18 protein-coding genes are annotated in these 14,201 nt (G+C 58.7%); 12 read left to right on the top strand and 6 right to left on the bottom strand.

Annotated elements, in window-relative coordinates; translation table 11 throughout:
• Window positions 1–164: 164 nt before the first annotated feature.
• Genes rplI through rpsF form a run of 3 tightly spaced genes read right to left on the bottom strand, consistent with a single transcriptional unit; the run spans window position 165 to window position 1,407 of the window.
• On the bottom strand, window positions 165–785 hold the full coding sequence (rplI, locus tag J7399_RS11350; RefSeq protein ID WP_209086228.1) for a 50S ribosomal protein L9: 621 nt from the start codon (window positions 783–785) through the stop codon (window positions 165–167).
• A 12-nt stretch (window positions 786–797) separates the two neighbouring features.
• Window positions 798–1,025, bottom strand: a complete 228-nt coding sequence (gene rpsR / locus J7399_RS11355) for a 30S ribosomal protein S18 (RefSeq protein ID WP_009805008.1) — start codon at window positions 1,023–1,025, stop codon at window positions 798–800.
• Window positions 1,026–1,050: 25 nt separating this feature from the next.
• Window positions 1,051–1,407 carry a 30S ribosomal protein S6 gene (rpsF, locus tag J7399_RS11360; protein WP_209062197.1) on the bottom strand — a complete coding sequence of 119 codons (357 nt, stop codon included), beginning with the start codon at window positions 1,405–1,407 and terminating at the stop codon, window positions 1,051–1,053.
• Between the two features lie 323 nt (window positions 1,408–1,730).
• Between rpsF and J7399_RS11365 the strand changes: the two genes are divergently transcribed.
• Window positions 1,731–2,225, top strand: a complete 495-nt coding sequence (locus J7399_RS11365; protein ID WP_209086230.1) for a hypothetical protein — start codon at window positions 1,731–1,733, stop codon at window positions 2,223–2,225.
• A gap of 124 nt (window positions 2,226–2,349) precedes the next feature.
• Here J7399_RS11365 and J7399_RS11370 read toward each other — a convergent pair whose 3' ends face one another.
• Complete coding sequence (locus J7399_RS11370; protein WP_209062201.1) at window positions 2,350–2,505, bottom strand: hypothetical protein; 156 nt, start codon at window positions 2,503–2,505, stop codon at window positions 2,350–2,352.
• Window positions 2,506–2,987: 482 nt separating this feature from the next.
• Here J7399_RS11370 and J7399_RS11375 point away from each other — a divergent pair, with 482 nt between their 5' ends.
• The gene (locus J7399_RS11375) at window positions 2,988–3,569 is read left to right on the top strand and encodes a YceI family protein (RefSeq protein ID WP_209086232.1); all 582 of its coding nucleotides are present in this window, start codon (window positions 2,988–2,990) and stop codon (window positions 3,567–3,569) included.
• Window positions 3,570–3,959: 390 nt separating this feature from the next.
• The gene (locus tag J7399_RS11380) at window positions 3,960–4,262 is read left to right on the top strand and encodes a hypothetical protein (RefSeq protein ID WP_209086235.1); all 303 of its coding nucleotides are present in this window, start codon (window positions 3,960–3,962) and stop codon (window positions 4,260–4,262) included.
• Window positions 4,263–4,308: 46 nt separating this feature from the next.
• On the opposite strand, the gene J7399_RS11385 is transcribed toward J7399_RS11380, so the two are convergent.
• Complete coding sequence (locus J7399_RS11385) at window positions 4,309–5,511, bottom strand: cytochrome b/b6 domain-containing protein (RefSeq protein WP_209086237.1); 1,203 nt, start codon at window positions 5,509–5,511, stop codon at window positions 4,309–4,311.
• A gap of 180 nt (window positions 5,512–5,691) precedes the next feature.
• Between J7399_RS11385 and fabD the strand changes: the two genes are divergently transcribed.
• The 7 genes from fabD to mltG all read left to right on the top strand — a co-directional run bounded on the left by fabD (window position 5,692) and on the right by mltG (window position 12,003).
• Window positions 5,692–6,630, top strand: coding sequence for an ACP S-malonyltransferase (gene fabD / locus J7399_RS11390; RefSeq protein ID WP_209086239.1), 939 nt, complete (start codon window positions 5,692–5,694; stop codon window positions 6,628–6,630).
• Window positions 6,627–7,244: an alpha/beta hydrolase gene (locus tag J7399_RS11395; RefSeq protein WP_209086242.1), complete on the top strand. Its 618-nt coding sequence runs from the start codon at window positions 6,627–6,629 to the stop codon at window positions 7,242–7,244. Before fabD ends, J7399_RS11395 begins: the two co-directional genes overlap by 4 nt.
• Before the next feature lie 13 nt (window positions 7,245–7,257).
• Window positions 7,258–7,995 carry a 3-oxoacyl-[acyl-carrier-protein] reductase gene (gene fabG, locus J7399_RS11400; protein WP_209086245.1) on the top strand — a complete coding sequence of 246 codons (738 nt, stop codon included), beginning with the start codon at window positions 7,258–7,260 and terminating at the stop codon, window positions 7,993–7,995.
• 238 nt (window positions 7,996–8,233) lie between these two features.
• Window positions 8,234–8,467, top strand: a complete 234-nt coding sequence (locus tag J7399_RS11405; protein ID WP_058240599.1) for an acyl carrier protein — start codon at window positions 8,234–8,236, stop codon at window positions 8,465–8,467.
• Between the two features lie 153 nt (window positions 8,468–8,620).
• The gene (locus J7399_RS11410; RefSeq protein ID WP_209062215.1) at window positions 8,621–9,364 is read left to right on the top strand and encodes a 1-(5-phosphoribosyl)-5-[(5-phosphoribosylamino)methylideneamino] imidazole-4-carboxamide isomerase; all 744 of its coding nucleotides are present in this window, start codon (window positions 8,621–8,623) and stop codon (window positions 9,362–9,364) included.
• Between the two features lie 228 nt (window positions 9,365–9,592).
• A complete protein-coding gene (gene fabF / locus J7399_RS11415; protein WP_209079019.1) occupies window positions 9,593–10,852 on the top strand; it encodes a beta-ketoacyl-ACP synthase II in 1,260 nt (419 codons plus the stop codon).
• Window positions 10,852–12,003, top strand: a complete 1,152-nt coding sequence (mltG, locus tag J7399_RS11420; RefSeq protein ID WP_209086248.1) for an endolytic transglycosylase MltG — start codon at window positions 10,852–10,854, stop codon at window positions 12,001–12,003. Before fabF ends, mltG begins: the two co-directional genes overlap by 1 nt.
• An 86-nt stretch (window positions 12,004–12,089) precedes the next feature.
• Here the strand turns inward: mltG and J7399_RS11425 are convergent, their stop codons facing one another.
• Window positions 12,090–12,263, bottom strand: coding sequence for a hypothetical protein (locus J7399_RS11425; protein ID WP_209086251.1), 174 nt, complete (start codon window positions 12,261–12,263; stop codon window positions 12,090–12,092).
• A gap of 313 nt (window positions 12,264–12,576) precedes the next feature.
• Between J7399_RS11425 and J7399_RS11430 the strand changes: the two genes are divergently transcribed.
• Together J7399_RS11430 and J7399_RS11435 are read left to right on the top strand one after the other, a co-directional pair.
• Window positions 12,577–12,927, top strand: coding sequence for a hypothetical protein (locus J7399_RS11430; protein WP_209086256.1), 351 nt, complete (start codon window positions 12,577–12,579; stop codon window positions 12,925–12,927).
• Window positions 12,842–14,197, top strand: coding sequence for a terminase family protein (locus tag J7399_RS11435; RefSeq protein ID WP_209086259.1), 1,356 nt, complete (start codon window positions 12,842–12,844; stop codon window positions 14,195–14,197). The genes J7399_RS11430 and J7399_RS11435 overlap by 86 nt, the downstream gene beginning before the upstream one ends.
• Window positions 14,198–14,201: the final 4 nt, after the last annotated feature.

Genomic DNA, 14,201 nt, shown 5'->3' on the forward strand with positions numbered 1-14,201 from the left:
AAAGTCATTTTACCCAGTATGGCCGGTCGCACAGAAAAGGGAAGCGGTTGGTCGACACAGAGGCACTCTTGCGCAGGAGTTTGCGTAAGCGTTGGCCGGAAAAAGAAAAACCGCGCCCAGGTGCACCCGGACGCGGCTTCGCGAATTCTTCGCTGGTAAAGCGTTTACTGCTCTTCGGCAGGCGCTTCTTCGGATGGGGCAGGTGCACCCATGTCGTCTTCGTCAGAGGCAGCTGCGCCGATATCGTCGAACAGTTCGGCGATTTCGAATTCTGCTTCTGCTTCTGCTTCTGCAGCCAGTTCCTGAATGGATTTACCGGAAGCTTGCAGCTCCGCTTCTTCCTCAGAACGGGCAACGTTCAGATTGATGGTGATCTGAACTTCAGGGTGCAGGTTCACGTGAACCGCGTGCAGACCGAGCTCTTTTATCGGAGCGGCCAGAGCAACCTGTTTCTTGTCCAGAGAGAAGCCTGCTTCGGTGGCTGCTTCTGCTGCGTCACGTGGGGTGACGGAGCCGTAGAGCGCACCAGCGTCGGACGCGGAACGAATCACGATGAACTGTTCGCCATCGAGCTTCTCGCCCAGTGCTTCTGCTTCTTTCTTGGTTTCCAGGTTGCGCGCTTCGAGCTGAGCTTTCTGCGCTTCGAAAGATGCGATGTTGGCTTTGGACGCGGTCAGCGCCTTGCCCTGTGGCAGCAGGAAGTTGCGAGCATAGCCCGGCTTCACGTCCACAACTTCGCCCATTTGGCCCAGCTTGGCCACACGTTCCAGAAGGATAACTTGCATGTCAGTGTCTCCTTACTTCACGGCGTATGGAAGCAGTGCAAGGAAGCGCGCGCGTTTGATTGCACGGGCCAGCTCACGCTGTTTCTTGGCAGACACGGCTGTGATGCGCGAAGGCACGATTTTGCCGCGCTCAGAGATGTAGCGTTGCAGCAGCTTGGTGTCTTTGTAGTCGATCTTCGGCGCGTTCTCACCCGAGAAAGGGCAGACTTTGCGACGGCGGAAAAATGGTTTTGCAGCCATAACTTAATGTCCTCTCTTAAGGTGATTAGGAGCGGCGGTCGCGGCGGTCGCCACGCTCGTCACGTTTCTGCATCTGAACCGAAGGACCTTCAGCGTGTTCGTCAACCTTGATGGTCAGAACGCGCATCACGTCGTCATGCAGGCGCATCAGGCGTTCCATTTCCTGAATCGCTGCGGCAGGGGCGTCGGATTTCAGGAAGGCATAGTGGCCTTTGCGGTTCTTGTTGATTTTGTAGGCCATGGTTTTCACGCCCCAGTACTCGCTCTCTACAACGGACCCGCCGTTGTCAGAAAGAACTGTACCGAAGTGTTCAACGAGGCTTTCTGCTTGCGCGTTGGACAGGTCCTGGCGCGAGATGAAAACATGCTCATAAAGCGGCATGTGCTCTCCATTCATTTTACAGGCGCATTTCAAAGAGCGGGGCATCTTGGCCTTTCGCACCCCACCCACGAGAGACTGCGCGGTTCAAGCTTTTGCGAAAGGATGGCGCTGTATAGCCGAATTCGGCGAAGGCGCAAGGGGAGAAATGGCTCTTTGGACCAAGTTTTCTTGGGGCTCAGAGAGGGCTTAGCGATGATTTAACCAAAAGCACAGGGATTTCGTTAATCCGCCCCATTCTCGCCTGAATTCACCCGGAAGTTTAGCGCAAAGGCGGGACAAACCGCAGAAACTGTCGCCGCAAGGGCGCATAGGAGACCGGGACAATGATGGCGATGACACAAATCGCAAATGAAGCGCGCTCTCGCGTGGCTATGGTGGAAGGCAAGAGGCCTTCGCTTTCCGTACGCACAAGCGCTGTCGTGTTCGGCTTTGCCTTCATCTGGGCTGGGATCGGGCTTTGGCTGGTGCCGGGTTTGGATCTGACACCGATGATCCTGCTGTCAAAGATGGGCATTTCCATCCTCTTGGTGACTGCGGGTGTCGGGCTGACGCAGATTGCCACGCAAAAGCCGCGTCAGGAGCTGCATTTTGACCAGCGCAACCGCCAGCTTCTGGTTTTTGAGGGATTGCCGCGCCGCCGCAAACATGTGGCGCAGGCCATCAACTATGAAGACATCGGGCGCGTGGATGTGAGTGACACACGCTTGACGGTGCTGGGCGCTGATGGGGGCGAGATTGTGGGGCTTCCGTTGGATGGGCCACACGCCCGTTTGGACGCCATTGCGCAGCTGCGCAGCCAGACCGTGTTGCCGCTTTAAGGGCAGCGGGTCGCGCGCCAATCCAGAATGCTAGGAGAATGAATCGAGGTCGGCAGCCGGATGGGCTGGCGGCCTTTTGTTTTGTGCTGGCTTTGAAGGCTTGCAGGTGTGGCCCCGATCCCGATCAGGCGGAGGGGGGCTTTTGGTTTGCGGTTTCGTTTTTCTTCTTCTTTTCCTGATCATGGTGCCACTTGATGGCGTAGAACATACCAATGCCTAACACGATGATCTTAAAGGGGAAGAAGACCAAAGGGAAAAGATCTACCCAACCCAGTTCCATTGCATATTTCCAATCTGTTTCAGGACGCTCTTTGCCGGAGAGGCGCTATCTCATGGCGGCGGCACTCAACATCCGCCACATTGACGCAGGCCCCACAGTCGGCCCGTGCGCTGCCTGATATAGGGAGGATGGGCTGCCACCTCAACCGGTCGCCGGTAGGGCGTTTGAAGGGGTTATATAAGGGGAAGCGTTGACTTCGTGTGGGCGTTTCCTGTGCGGGCCTCAACGGCCGCGCGAGGTAAGTCGATGAAATGCATCAAATTCAAACAACCTGAAGCGATATGGCTAGGCTGAAATTCGCTCACACTGGAAGTCTCTTATTTTATTGGGGAATGGCGCGTTTTGTGCGGTCATGCGGGGGTGTCTTCACGGAAATGTTCACAAAAGCACAGTGGTTGTGGGTTTACGTAGAATTGCGATTGGGAGAAGTCTCGGCACATTGCTAGTATCACATCGTTATTGATCCATTTTGGAGAGACCCCATGAAACGCACCCTTTTTGCCGCTGGCCTCGCATTGGCCGCCGTCACCGCAACTTCCGCTGTTGCAGCGCCTGAGAAATATGTGCTCGACGCATCGCACAGCCAGATCCTGTTCTCTTACAACCACCTGGGGTATTCCACGACGTGGGGCATGTTCTCCGGCTTTGAAGGCGAGATCATGTTTGACAAAGAAGATCCTTCTGCAAGCTCCGTGACCGTGTCCATGCCTGTGAAATCCATGTTCACCGGTTGGGAAAAGCGCGATGCGCACTTCATGAGCGGCGATTTCTTTGATGCGGCAGATGATGAGCTGGTGAGCTTCTCCTCGACCGGCATCGAAGTGACCGGCGAAAACACCGCCCTGATCACCGGTGACCTGACCCTGAACGGTGTGACCAAATCCGTGGTGCTGGACGCGCAGCTGAACGCAGCCAGCGAGCACCCAATGGCGAAAAAGCCTTGGGCTGGTTTCAATGCGACCACCACGCTGAAGCGCACCGACTATGATGTTGGCAACTTCGCGCCGTTTGTGAGCGACGAAGTGGAAGTGCAGATTTCTGTTGAGGCGATGAAAGCGGAATAAACGCTTCTTTCGCCAGAGTTTGAGAGGGCTGCCTGAGAGGGCGGCCCTTTTTTGTGTCTTTTAGGGCATTGTCGGAAGGTTCTGCAGCGCCTGAAGCTGGTCACATAGGCCAGCCCCTGACCCTGGGTGGGGGTGAAGCCCCCTCCCGTGGGGAGGGCCCGTAGAGATGAACTGAGGCTGGTCGGCTGCGCCGCCCACGAGAGGATTGAGGTTTCGAGAACCTGACGGCCAAGGTGGCGTGATAGCGTTTTGGAGGCAGGGTCAAGGTTCGCACGTTCGTTTGCAGAGTGAGAATTTAAGTTTGTATCTGCGGGGCGGTTTTGGTTGGATAGATGCGGTTACTCCAAAATCGGAGTCGGAAGCCTTAACTTCACGAATTTGGAGCGAGCATTGGAAGTTAATTTCTATTTGGTCTTTGCCTATAGCTGTGTCGGGCTTTGTGCGACTTCAGTTTGTTTTTTCAGGTTATTTGCTTCGATCATGAGCCTGATAAATGCTACCAATGCGCAGTTCGATGAAGCTCCTGTTAAGTACATTGCTACAGGTGGTTTATGGCAAATGTGGCGTGTTGTTGGCGATAGAAATAACGCGCATGCCACCAAACGCATGTTGAAAAACTTGGCGCTCTTCATTTTATCGTTCGCAGCCACGATGGCGCCACTTCTTGTGCTCGCAGCATATACTGAGCAATGAGGTTTTAGGGCCGTCTCAGGTCAACGGCCCTAAGTGACTTCTAAGATTATTCGCCGCGTGTTGCGGTCAGGCTGACGGTGACGGCGACGCCAAAGCCCAGCGAGCTTTCGTCGGTCATCGTATCCCCCACGTGGAAGCTGCGGCGATCAAGCTCCAGTGCGCCGGACATTTCTGCGGAGTCGCCATTCAATGTGAGCGTGAAGGGCAGGGAGGTCGGCACTTCATGTCCGCTGAGCGCCAATGTTCCTTCGGCGATGTAGCCTGTTTCGGCGGCCAGCAGGTCGGCGGTGAAGGTCGCGGTGGGGTGTTCTGAGGCATTCAGATACTCCCCGCCAAGGGCCTGATCGGTGACCGACCCAAGGGTAAGCGAGCCGATGGCAATGGTCACAGTGACACTGCCGTGTTTGCCGTCGGTTGCGGTTTCGTCAAAGGCGATCTCGGCGGTCCAGTCAGCGAAGCTGCCAGTCACTTCGCTGCCAAATTGCTGCACAGCGATGCCGAGCGTGCCGGATTGCACCTGCCATTCGGAGGCCACTTCGGCGAGCTCTGCAGCGGGTTCGGCCCCTTCGGCTGGCGCAAAGATCCCGGAGAATGCGCCAACATAAAGTGCTGCGGCCCAGACGGTTGCGGCGCCAAGGAACGGCAGGGTGTGGCCGGGCTGTTGTGCAGGCGTGTCTGGCAGATCCGGAGTCCCGGGTAGCATGCGCTGGAGCGTTTTGTCTTTGTCGATGATGGCGTGTTTCAACGCGCCGCCAATATGGGCCAGCAGGGTGAGCACCAAGAGAAGCATGAAGACATAGTGCAAGGCTCCCAGAGTTTCGGCCAGCACAGGATCTTTTGGAATAAAGAACAGGGATTGCCCAAAGGGCCACCAGATCGGGGCAAAGCCGGTGGTCGCCGCGTGGTGCATCCAACCGGTCAGCGGCACAAGCACCATGGCGCCATAGAGCACCCAATGCGCGGTCTCTGCGGCCAGAGCCTCAAGCTTATGGTCGCCGTTGAGCAATTTGGGGCGCGGCTGGGTGAAGGCCCAGAGAATACGCAGGACCGCCACCAAAAACGCGGTGAGGCCGATGGTTTTATGCAAAGAGAAGAGCGTGGCCTTAAAGGCGAGTTGCGCGCTGTCCTCATAGGGGGCCTGATGGGCGAAGTAGCCAACCGCCAGCGCACTGACGATCAGGAGGGCGGTGAGCCAGTGAAATGTCTTGGCGACACTGCCATAGCGGGCAGCGGTGTTGGAGCGCGACATGTAAAAACCTCTTATATACGTTGGCTCTAGAGTGGCGGTTGTGGGGCTGTGGCGCAACCGGCGCTCATGCACAAGTGAGGTGCGCGTCTGCGCAATGTGGCAGGGGTTAACGCTCTATTGACGTTGCGTGGGGCTTTTCTGCGGGGTATGTCGGTGCAAATACCTTTGAGGAGAGCCAGAATGAGCCGTGCATTTGTATTTCCGGGCCAAGGGGCCCAGACCATTGGAATGGGCAAGGCGCTGGCCGAAGCCTATCCAGAGGCACAAGCGATTTTCAACGAGGTGGATGACGCGCTTGGGGACAACCTGAGCAAGCTCATCTGGGAAGGGGATCAGGAGACACTGACCCTGACGCAGAATGCGCAGCCAGCCTTGATGGCGACCTCGCTGGCGGCGATGACGGCGCTCTATGTAGAAGGCATTGCGGTGACCGATGCGTCCTGTGTCGCCGGTCACAGCCTTGGTGAATATTCCGCATTGGCGGCGGCAGGTGCCATCAGCGTGGGCGACACCGCGCGCCTTCTGCGGACCCGTGGTCAGGCGATGCAGGCGGCTGTGCCTGTGGGCGAAGGCGCCATGGCCGCGATACTCGGCCTTGATTTTGCAGCGGTGCAAGAGGTGGCTGAGGCGGCAGCTGAAGGGGAGGTCTGTCAGGCGGCCAATGACAACGACCCAACACAGGTTGTGGTGTCCGGTGCCAAAGCTGCTGTTGAGCGGGCGGCGGAGATTGCCAAGGAAAAAGGCGCACGCCGCGCGGTGATGCTGCCGGTCAGCGCACCATTCCATTGCGCGCTGATGCAGCCGGCAGCCGATGTTATGGCTGAGGCGCTTGCAAATGTAGAGATCAAAGCGCCGGCGGTGCCGCTGTTTGCAAATGTGCGCGCGGCAGCGGTGCGTGATCCCGACGAAATCCGCAAACTGCTGGTGGAGCAGGTGACCGGCTCTGTGCGCTGGCGCGAATCGGTGATCAATATGGCCGCGGATGGTGTGACCGAATTCTGGGAAATCGGCGCAGGTAAGGCGCTTTCGGGCATGATCCGTAAGATCGACCGCAACAATGCGGTGCGCGCGGTGGGGACGCCTGATGATGTGCTGGCGGCTGTGGCCAGCCTCAAATGATTCAGCACTCGCTGAAACGGCGCTTTCTGGCTGGGGCGGCGGCGCTTGGCGTCGCCGTTGTGGCGGGCTGCACGCATTTGCAGGTGGCCTACCTCAATTCCTATGACAGCATTGCCTTTGAACCTTCGGGTGATGACCTGTTGGTTTCAGGCACGCTCAATCAGTTCAGCCTTGCGTCGTTTGAGCAGGCGATTGCCGAAAATCCGGAGACCACGCGCCTTGTGCTGATGTCTGTGCCCGGATCGGTGGACGATGAGACCAACCTGAAGCTTGGCAACCGGGTGCGTGATCTGGGTCTGGACACGCATCTGACTGCGGACAGCGAAGTGCATTCCGGCGGGACAGACCTGTTCCTCGCAGGTGTGGAGCGCTCCATGGAAGAGGGCGCGATCATCGGGGTGCACAGCTGGGCCGAAGGCAATCGCGCGGGGGCGGACTTTCCGAAGGATGACCCTGTTCACGAAAGCTATGTGAGCTATACCGCACGCATGTTGGGCAGTGCAGATTTCTATTGGTTCACGCTTGACGCAGCACCTGTAGAAGACACTTACATTATGACACCGGCAGACATTGCCAAATACGGGCTTTTGACCAAGCCTGTGGTGAAAAACTGAGAGAGACAGAACTATGTTTGATCTGACTGGAAAAACCGCGCTGGTGACTGGCGCATCGGGTGGTATCGGCGGCGCGATTGCCAAGGCGCTGCATGACGCGGGCGCAACCGTGGGCCTGTCTGGCACACGTGTGGAGCCGCTTGAGGCGCTGGCAGCTGAGCTGGGAGAGCGCGCGCATGTGCTGCCGTGCAATCTGAGCGACTCAGAGGCGGTGGATGCGCTGCCAAAGCAGGCGATCGAAGCGATGGGCAGCGTGGATATTCTGGTGAACAACGCGGGCATCACCCGCGACCAGATTTTCATGCGCATGTCTGACGAGGAATGGCGGAGCGTGATCGACGTGAACCTGACCAGCGCGATGCGTCTGTGCCGCGGTGTGATGCGTCCGATGATGAAATCCCGCTGGGGCCGGATCATCAACATCAGCTCTATTGTTGGTGCGACCGGCAACCCGGGGCAGGCGAACTATGCCGCCTCCAAGGCCGGGCTTGTTGGTTTGACCAAATCCATCGCCTATGAGGTGGCGAGTCGTGGAATCACAGCCAATGCTGTGGCGCCGGGCTTTATTGCGACAGCGATGACCGACAAGCTGACTGACGATCAGAAAGACAAGATCAACGGGCAGATTCCGGCGGCGCGCATGGGCACCTCCGAGGAAATCGCTGCGGCTGTGCTGTATTTGGCAAGTGCTGAAGCAGGTTATGTGACAGGCACCACCTTGCATGTGAACGGTGGCATGGCCATGTTGTGAGCGTGCGCGGCCCGCGAAAACGGGCCGCAGCTGTCGCTGGGGAAAGCGTTTGCCTTGTGAGGTGGATGTGTTATAGGCGGCGAGTATTTTCCGGGTGCCCCCTAATTATGCAGAGGGCGGACGGAGACCTTCCGGGACGACCGGACCAGAACCGTCCCGGTTGGGGCACAAATCAGACCCATCTAAAATGATGGGAATTCAAACGGGCCAACACGCCCAAGACGAATGAGGAATTGACATGAGCGACGTCGCAGACCGCGTGAAAAAGATCGTTGTAGAGCACCTGGGTGTGGAAGAGGACAAAGTTGTTGAAGCAGCGTCCTTCATCGACGATCTGGGCGCAGACAGCCTCGACACCGTGGAACTGGTGATGGCTTTTGAAGAAGAGTTCGGCATCGAGATCCCGGACGACGCAGCCGAAACCATCCAGACCTTCGGCGACGCGGTCAAATTCATCTCCGAAGCTTCCTAAGCTCTTCGAGATAACTTTTGTGAAACGGCGCTTCCCTCAGGGAGGCGCCGTTTTGCTGTCGTGTCTGCGAGTTTGCGCGACGTTTTTTTTGCCTTGCGGTGTTCTTTGGGTGGTAAACTGACCTCATAAAGTTTGCTGGAGGAGATTTCCGCAATGATGATTTACCCCACAATGGAACTTCTGGACGGTCGCTGTGTGACGTTGGACAAGGGCGATCTGGACAGCCCGCAGATTTGGCATGTGGACCCGGTGGAAACGGCCAAAGGGTTTGCCGCATCCGGCGCAGAATGGATGCATTTGACGGATTTCAACGCGGTTCAGGGCAGCGATCAAAATGCCGAGCTGGTTGAAGAGATTATTCGCGGGGCAGGGCTGCCTGTGCAACTGGGCGGCGGTATGCGCTCCCGTGAGCAGGTAGAGCACTGGATCGAGAAAGGCGCAGGCCGGATCGTGTTGGGCACCATGGCGGCCTATGACCCCAATACGGCGATTGAACTGGCGCATGCCCATCCGGACCAGATCGTACTGGCGGTGGATGTCTGGCAGGGGCAGGTGATGACGGAAGGCTGGCGCAAGGCCGGGGCCTTTGATCCGATTGCCTATGTGAACGCTTTCTCAGAAGCCCCTTTCGCTGGCATCGTTGTAACCGATATCGACAGCGACATGACCGACGTGGAGGCGCAGCTTGGTCTGATCTCCGGCATCGCAGAGCAAAGCCGCTGGCCGGTGACCGCAAGCGGCGTGGTGCGCGGCGCGGATGATATTTCCCGCCTGAAATATGACCCGAACATTCAGGGCGTTCTGATTGGGCGCGCATTGTTCCACAAGTCGCTGACTGTGGAAGAGGCCCTTGAAGTGGCCAAACCGGAACCGGAGGCGGTGGCGGAGTTCCTGTAACACCCGCTTCTGTCTCTGAGCACTTTGCGTTTTCTCGGATTGCGCTGCCCGACCGCTCCCTTCCTCCCCTCTGTGGTCTCAACAGCAGCGCAATTCGGCCCCTCGGGGTAAACGCAAAGTGCCTTAAGCGTGCGATATCAGCAAAAGCCAGCGCACGCGCTCTTGCACGCCACGGGCAATCCAAGCTATTTGGGTGGGCAAATTGCCAAAGGCTAGGAGAGCAATGAAATGCGTCGAGTAGTAGTCACCGGTCTCGGTCTGGTCACCCCGCTGGCGTCGGGCGTGGAAGAAAGCTGGACACGTATTCTGGACGGTCAGTCCGGTGCGGGCACCATCACCCGTTTTGATCCTGAGCGTGTGACCACCAAATACGCCTGCGAAGTGCCCTATGGCGATGGCAGCGACGGCACCTTCAATCCTGATGATTGGATGGCTCCGAAAGAGCGCCGCAAGGTGGATGATTTTATTCTCTATGGTCTGGCCGCTTCGCAGATGGCTGTGGAAGATTCCGGCTGGAAGCCAGAAGACACCGAGGCGCTGGAGCGCACCGGTGTGATGATCGGCTCCGGCATCGGTGGCCTGCAGTCCATCGAGCAGACCACGCTGCTTTTGAACGAAAAAGGCCCGCGCCGTGTGTCTCCGTTCTTTATCCCTGGCGCGCTGATCAACCTGATCTCCGGTCAGGTGAGCATCAAATACGGCTTTAAAGGCCCCAACCATGCGGTTGTGACGGCCTGTTCCACCGGCGCACACGCCATTGGCGATGCGGCCCGTCTGATTGCTTCTGACGATGCGGATGTGATGGTTGCCGGTGGCGCCGAAGCGGCGATCTGTGAGATCGGCATTGCGGGCTTTAACGCCTGTAAGGCGCTCTCCACCAAATATGAAGATGACCCCAAGAAAGCCTCGCGCCCCTATGATGCGGACCGCGATGGGTTCGTGATGGGCGAAGGTGCTGGCATTGTTGTGCTGGAAGAATATGAGCACGCCAAAGCGCGCGGCGCGAAGATCTATGCCGAGGTGCTGGGCTATGGCCTGTCTGGTGACGCCTACCACATCACGGCCCCTTCTGAGACCGGCGAAGGTGGCGAACGCTCCATGCGTGCCGCGCTGAAGAAAGCGGGTCTTGAGCCGAAAGATCTGGATTACATCAACGCGCATGGCACCTCGACCATGGCGGACACCATCGAGCTTGGCGCAGTTGAGCGCCTGATGGGCGAGCACGCGGGCAAGGTGACCATGTCGTCGACCAAATCCATGACCGGTCACCTTCTGGGTGCTGCGGGCGCGATTGAAGCGATCTTCTCGATCCTTGCGATCCGCGATCAGGTGGCACCGCCCACCATCAACCTCGACAGCCAAGCGGTTGAGACGCCTGTGGATCTGGCACCGAACCAGAAGCGTGAGCGTGAAATCAATGTGGCGCTGTCCAACAGCTTCGGCTTTGGTGGCACCAACGCATCGGTGATCTTCGGGAAGGTCGGCTGATGTGGCGCGCTGTCGCGTCTAACGCGTTGACGCTTTTGATTGTGGCGCTGTTCCTTCTGGGCGGCGTCATTCTCTTTGGGCAGTCCACTTACCGGGCCACGGGGCCGCTCACAGAGCCTGTGTGCTTGCGGGTGCAGAGTGGTTCGAACATGAGCCGTGTCTCGCAAGACCTTGAAAAAAGAGGCGCAATCGCCAACGGGATGCTGTTCCGCCTGGGGGCGGACTACTCCGACAAGGCCGACCAGCTGAAAGCCGGTGCGTTTCTGGTGCCTGCTGGCGCGTCGATGGAAGAGATCGTTGATATCGTCACGCGGGGCGGGGCGAGCACCTGCGGCACCGAGATTGTCTATCGCGTTGGCGTGACACGCAAGGTTGTGCAGGTGCGTGAGCTGGACCCGGCCACGGGCAGATTTGTGGAAGTGGCCTCCTTCAACCCTGCGGAAGAGACCGCGCCGTCTGAGTTCACACGCGTGCGCGCGGCGTCGGACACACGCTACCGTATTGCCGTGGCCGAAGGCGTGACCAGCTGGCAGGTGATGGATTCGCTTAACAACATCGACCTGTTGACCGGAGAGATCACACGCCCGGCAGAAGGCAGCCTTGCGCCAGACAGCTATGAAGTGCGTGTCGGGGACACTCGGGAAAGCGTGATTGCGCGGATGCAGAAGGCGCAAGAGGTGCTGGTGGCCGCCGCGTGGGAAAGCCGCGCAGAGGGTGTGCCGTTGGATAGTGCCGAGGAGCTTTTGATCCTTGCCTCCATCATCGAGAAAGAGACCGGTGTGCCGGAAGAGCGTCGTCAGGTGGCCAGCGTATTTGCCAACCGTCTGGACCGTGGCATGCGCCTGCAAACCGACCCGACGGTGATCTACGGTGTGACCGAGGGTGTTGGTGTGCTGGGTCGTGGATTGCGCCAGAGCGAGCTGCGCCGCGAAACACCTTGGAACACTTATGTGATCCAGGGGTTGCCACCCACACCGATTGCAAACCCTGGGCGGGCAAGCCTTGAGGCTGCTGCCAATCCGGATCAGACGCCTTACATCTTCTTTGTGGCGGATGGGACCGGCGGACACGCCTTTGCGACCACCCTGTCGGAGCACAATCAAAACGTCGCCAGATGGCGCCAGATTGAGGCCGAACGGGCCAATCAGTAAGGTCTGACACAGATGAAACCAAAACGCGGCTCCCGATTGGGGCCGCGTTTTTTGTTGTGATGACTCGGCAGGACGCTGCGTGGATCTTAGCAAATGTCCTCTGGGCGCATTTCCATCTCCATTTCGATGGGCGCTGGTTTCTGAAAGGTATTGGTGATCGCATCGGCCGCCGGACCTGCCTGCACAGTGATGAGCAGCAGCGCAGCGGCGAGCGCCAGTTTTCCGCGCCATGACAGCTTGGAAAGAAAAGTCGTACCCATGACTTGGTCCCTCAAAATGACACTTTGAGCACCCCACCGCACAAACCTCTACAAATCGATAAGGCCCGGAATGTGGCGCATTACTTGGCATCAGGAAACACAGCGTTTCCGGTATTGCAAAGCGGATGCGCAACGGTCTGCGCACGCTGCGTTAAGTGTCTGCAAAGGCGTGAAATATTGACTTGAGGCACGGTGCTTCATAGCGTTTGGACCATGCTGGACCACCTCTGGTTGGCGGCTTTCTGCCGAAAGCGCGGGCCGGATGAGGACTTATGCGGAGGGGATCACTGCGCATGAGAGGCGATGAGCACCAATGACACATTATTTTTCGCCCCCGGGCGCGTGCACGCTTGATCCTGAATTGGGCGTGCTTCGGAAGACTTTGTCCGATCTCAACCAAGATCTGCTGCGTGTGCATAACGCGCTGCGCGCCGAGGATTGGGCACAGTTTGACGAGGCAACGCAGGTCTATGGTCATCTGCGGCAGTGCATCCGGTTGGCCTTATTGATGGAGGCAGACTTTGAAGAACGCGATGCAAAACAGGGCCATGCCGCCCGAAGCAGCCCCCTTGACCTCGATGCGGCACGAACTTCGATCCGGTGCCGCCTGGATCGCCTCCGAACCTGCCGAGGTTCAGGCGGCTTTTCTGGACAGTCTGAGTGAGGGGGAGCTGTTGGCGCTCCCCTTTTTGTTTGATTTCTGGGCGCTGCCGCATCAGCTGCCGCCCGACGGCGACTGGAAGACCTGGGTGATCCTGGGAGGGCGCGGGGCAGGCAAGACGCGCGCGGGGGCTGAATGGGTGCGCAGTATGGTGGAAGGCGCGCGGCCGCAGGATCTGGGGCAGGCGCGGCGGGTGGCTCTGGTGGGAGAGACCATCGATCAGGTGCGCGAAGTGATGATTTTTGGCGAAAGCGGGCTGATAGCCTGTGCGCCGCCGGATCGGCGGCCTGTCTGGGAAGCGGCGCGGCGCAGGCTTGTCTGGCCAAATGGGGCGATGGCGCAGGCGTTTTCTGCGCATGATCCGGAGAGCCTGCGCGGACCACAATTTGATGCGGCCTGGGTGGATGAACTGGCGAAGTGGCGCAATGCGCAGGCGACGTGGGACATGTTGCAGTTTGCGCTGCGGCTTGGCGAGAACCCACAGCAGGTGGTGACAACAACACCGCGCAATGTGGGTGTGTTGAAGAAGCTTCTGAAGGTGGACAGCACGGTGCAGACCAGCGCGCCGACTGAGGCCAACAGGGCGTATCTGGCAGAGAGTTTCCTGCGAGAAGTCGAGGCGCGCTATGCCGGTACGCGGCTGGGGCGGCAAGAGCTTGCCGGAGAGCTGCTGGAGGACATGGACGGTGCGCTCTGGACACATAGCCAGCTGGAGGGCCTCAGATGTGAGGTGCTGCCGCAGATGGACCGGATCGTGGTGGCGGTGGATCCGCCGGTGAGCGGCCATGCGGGATCTGATGAATGCGGGATCATTGTGGTGGGGGCATGCACCAAGGGGCCAGTGCAAGAGTGGCGTGCCTGTGTACTCGATGACGTGAGTGTGCGGGCTGCCAGCCCGGATGCCTGGGCGCGGGTGGCGTTGACGGCGATGGAAAGCTGGGGCGCAGACCGGCTAGTGGCGGAGGTCAATCAGGGCGGAGATCTGGTGCAAGCGGTCATCAATCAGATTGACCCGTTGGTGCCTTACAAAGCGGTGCGCGCCAGCCGCGGAAAGGCTGCGCGGGCAGAACCCGTGGCGGCGCTTTATGAGCAGGGGCGTGTGACACATATGGCCGGGCTTGAAACGCTCGAAGATCAGATGTGTGAAATGACCACCCAGGGTTTCGCGGGGCAAGGCAGCCCGGATCGCGTGGATGCGCTGGTCTGGGCCTTGCATGAGCTGATCATTGCGCCATCGGCACATTGGCGGCGGCCGCGACTGCGCGAGCTGTGAGCCG

Source organism: Shimia sp. R9_1, from assembly GCF_017743775.1.
In the GTDB taxonomy this organism is placed as follows: Bacteria; Pseudomonadota; Alphaproteobacteria; order Rhodobacterales; family Rhodobacteraceae; genus Shimia.

Bases quoted from the DNA above. Each gene is read 5' to 3' on its own strand.
- J7399_RS11375 (WP_209086232.1), top strand. From the start codon at position 2,988: ATGAAACGCACCCTTTTTGCCGCTGGCCTCGCATTGGCCGCCGTCACC.
- J7399_RS11365 (WP_209086230.1), top strand. From the start codon at position 1,731: ATGATGGCGATGACACAAATCGCAAATGAAGCGCGCTCTCGCGTGGCT.
- J7399_RS11410 (WP_209062215.1), top strand. From the start codon at position 8,621: ATGATGATTTACCCCACAATGGAACTTCTGGACGGTCGCTGTGTGACG.
- mltG (WP_209086248.1), top strand. From the start codon at position 10,852: ATGTGGCGCGCTGTCGCGTCTAACGCGTTGACGCTTTTGATTGTGGCG.
- J7399_RS11430 (WP_209086256.1), top strand. From the start codon at position 12,577: ATGACACATTATTTTTCGCCCCCGGGCGCGTGCACGCTTGATCCTGAA.
- fabG (WP_209086245.1), top strand. From the start codon at position 7,258: ATGTTTGATCTGACTGGAAAAACCGCGCTGGTGACTGGCGCATCGGGT.
- rplI (WP_209086228.1), bottom strand. From the start codon at position 785: ATGCAAGTTATCCTTCTGGAACGTGTGGCCAAGCTGGGCCAAATGGGC.
- J7399_RS11405 (WP_058240599.1), top strand. From the start codon at position 8,234: ATGAGCGACGTCGCAGACCGCGTGAAAAAGATCGTTGTAGAGCACCTG.
- J7399_RS11385 (WP_209086237.1), bottom strand. From the start codon at position 5,511: ATGTCGCGCTCCAACACCGCTGCCCGCTATGGCAGTGTCGCCAAGACA.
- J7399_RS11395 (WP_209086242.1), top strand. From the start codon at position 6,627: ATGATTCAGCACTCGCTGAAACGGCGCTTTCTGGCTGGGGCGGCGGCG.
- J7399_RS11435 (WP_209086259.1), top strand. From the start codon at position 12,842: ATGCGGCACGAACTTCGATCCGGTGCCGCCTGGATCGCCTCCGAACCT.
- fabD (WP_209086239.1), top strand. From the start codon at position 5,692: ATGAGCCGTGCATTTGTATTTCCGGGCCAAGGGGCCCAGACCATTGGA.
- rpsF (WP_209062197.1), bottom strand. From the start codon at position 1,407: ATGCCGCTTTATGAGCATGTTTTCATCTCGCGCCAGGACCTGTCCAAC.
- J7399_RS11425 (WP_209086251.1), bottom strand. From the start codon at position 12,263: ATGGGTACGACTTTTCTTTCCAAGCTGTCATGGCGCGGAAAACTGGCG.
- rpsR (WP_009805008.1), bottom strand. From the start codon at position 1,025: ATGGCTGCAAAACCATTTTTCCGCCGTCGCAAAGTCTGCCCTTTCTCG.
- fabF (WP_209079019.1), top strand. From the start codon at position 9,593: ATGCGTCGAGTAGTAGTCACCGGTCTCGGTCTGGTCACCCCGCTGGCG.
- J7399_RS11370 (WP_209062201.1), bottom strand. From the start codon at position 2,505: ATGGAACTGGGTTGGGTAGATCTTTTCCCTTTGGTCTTCTTCCCCTTT.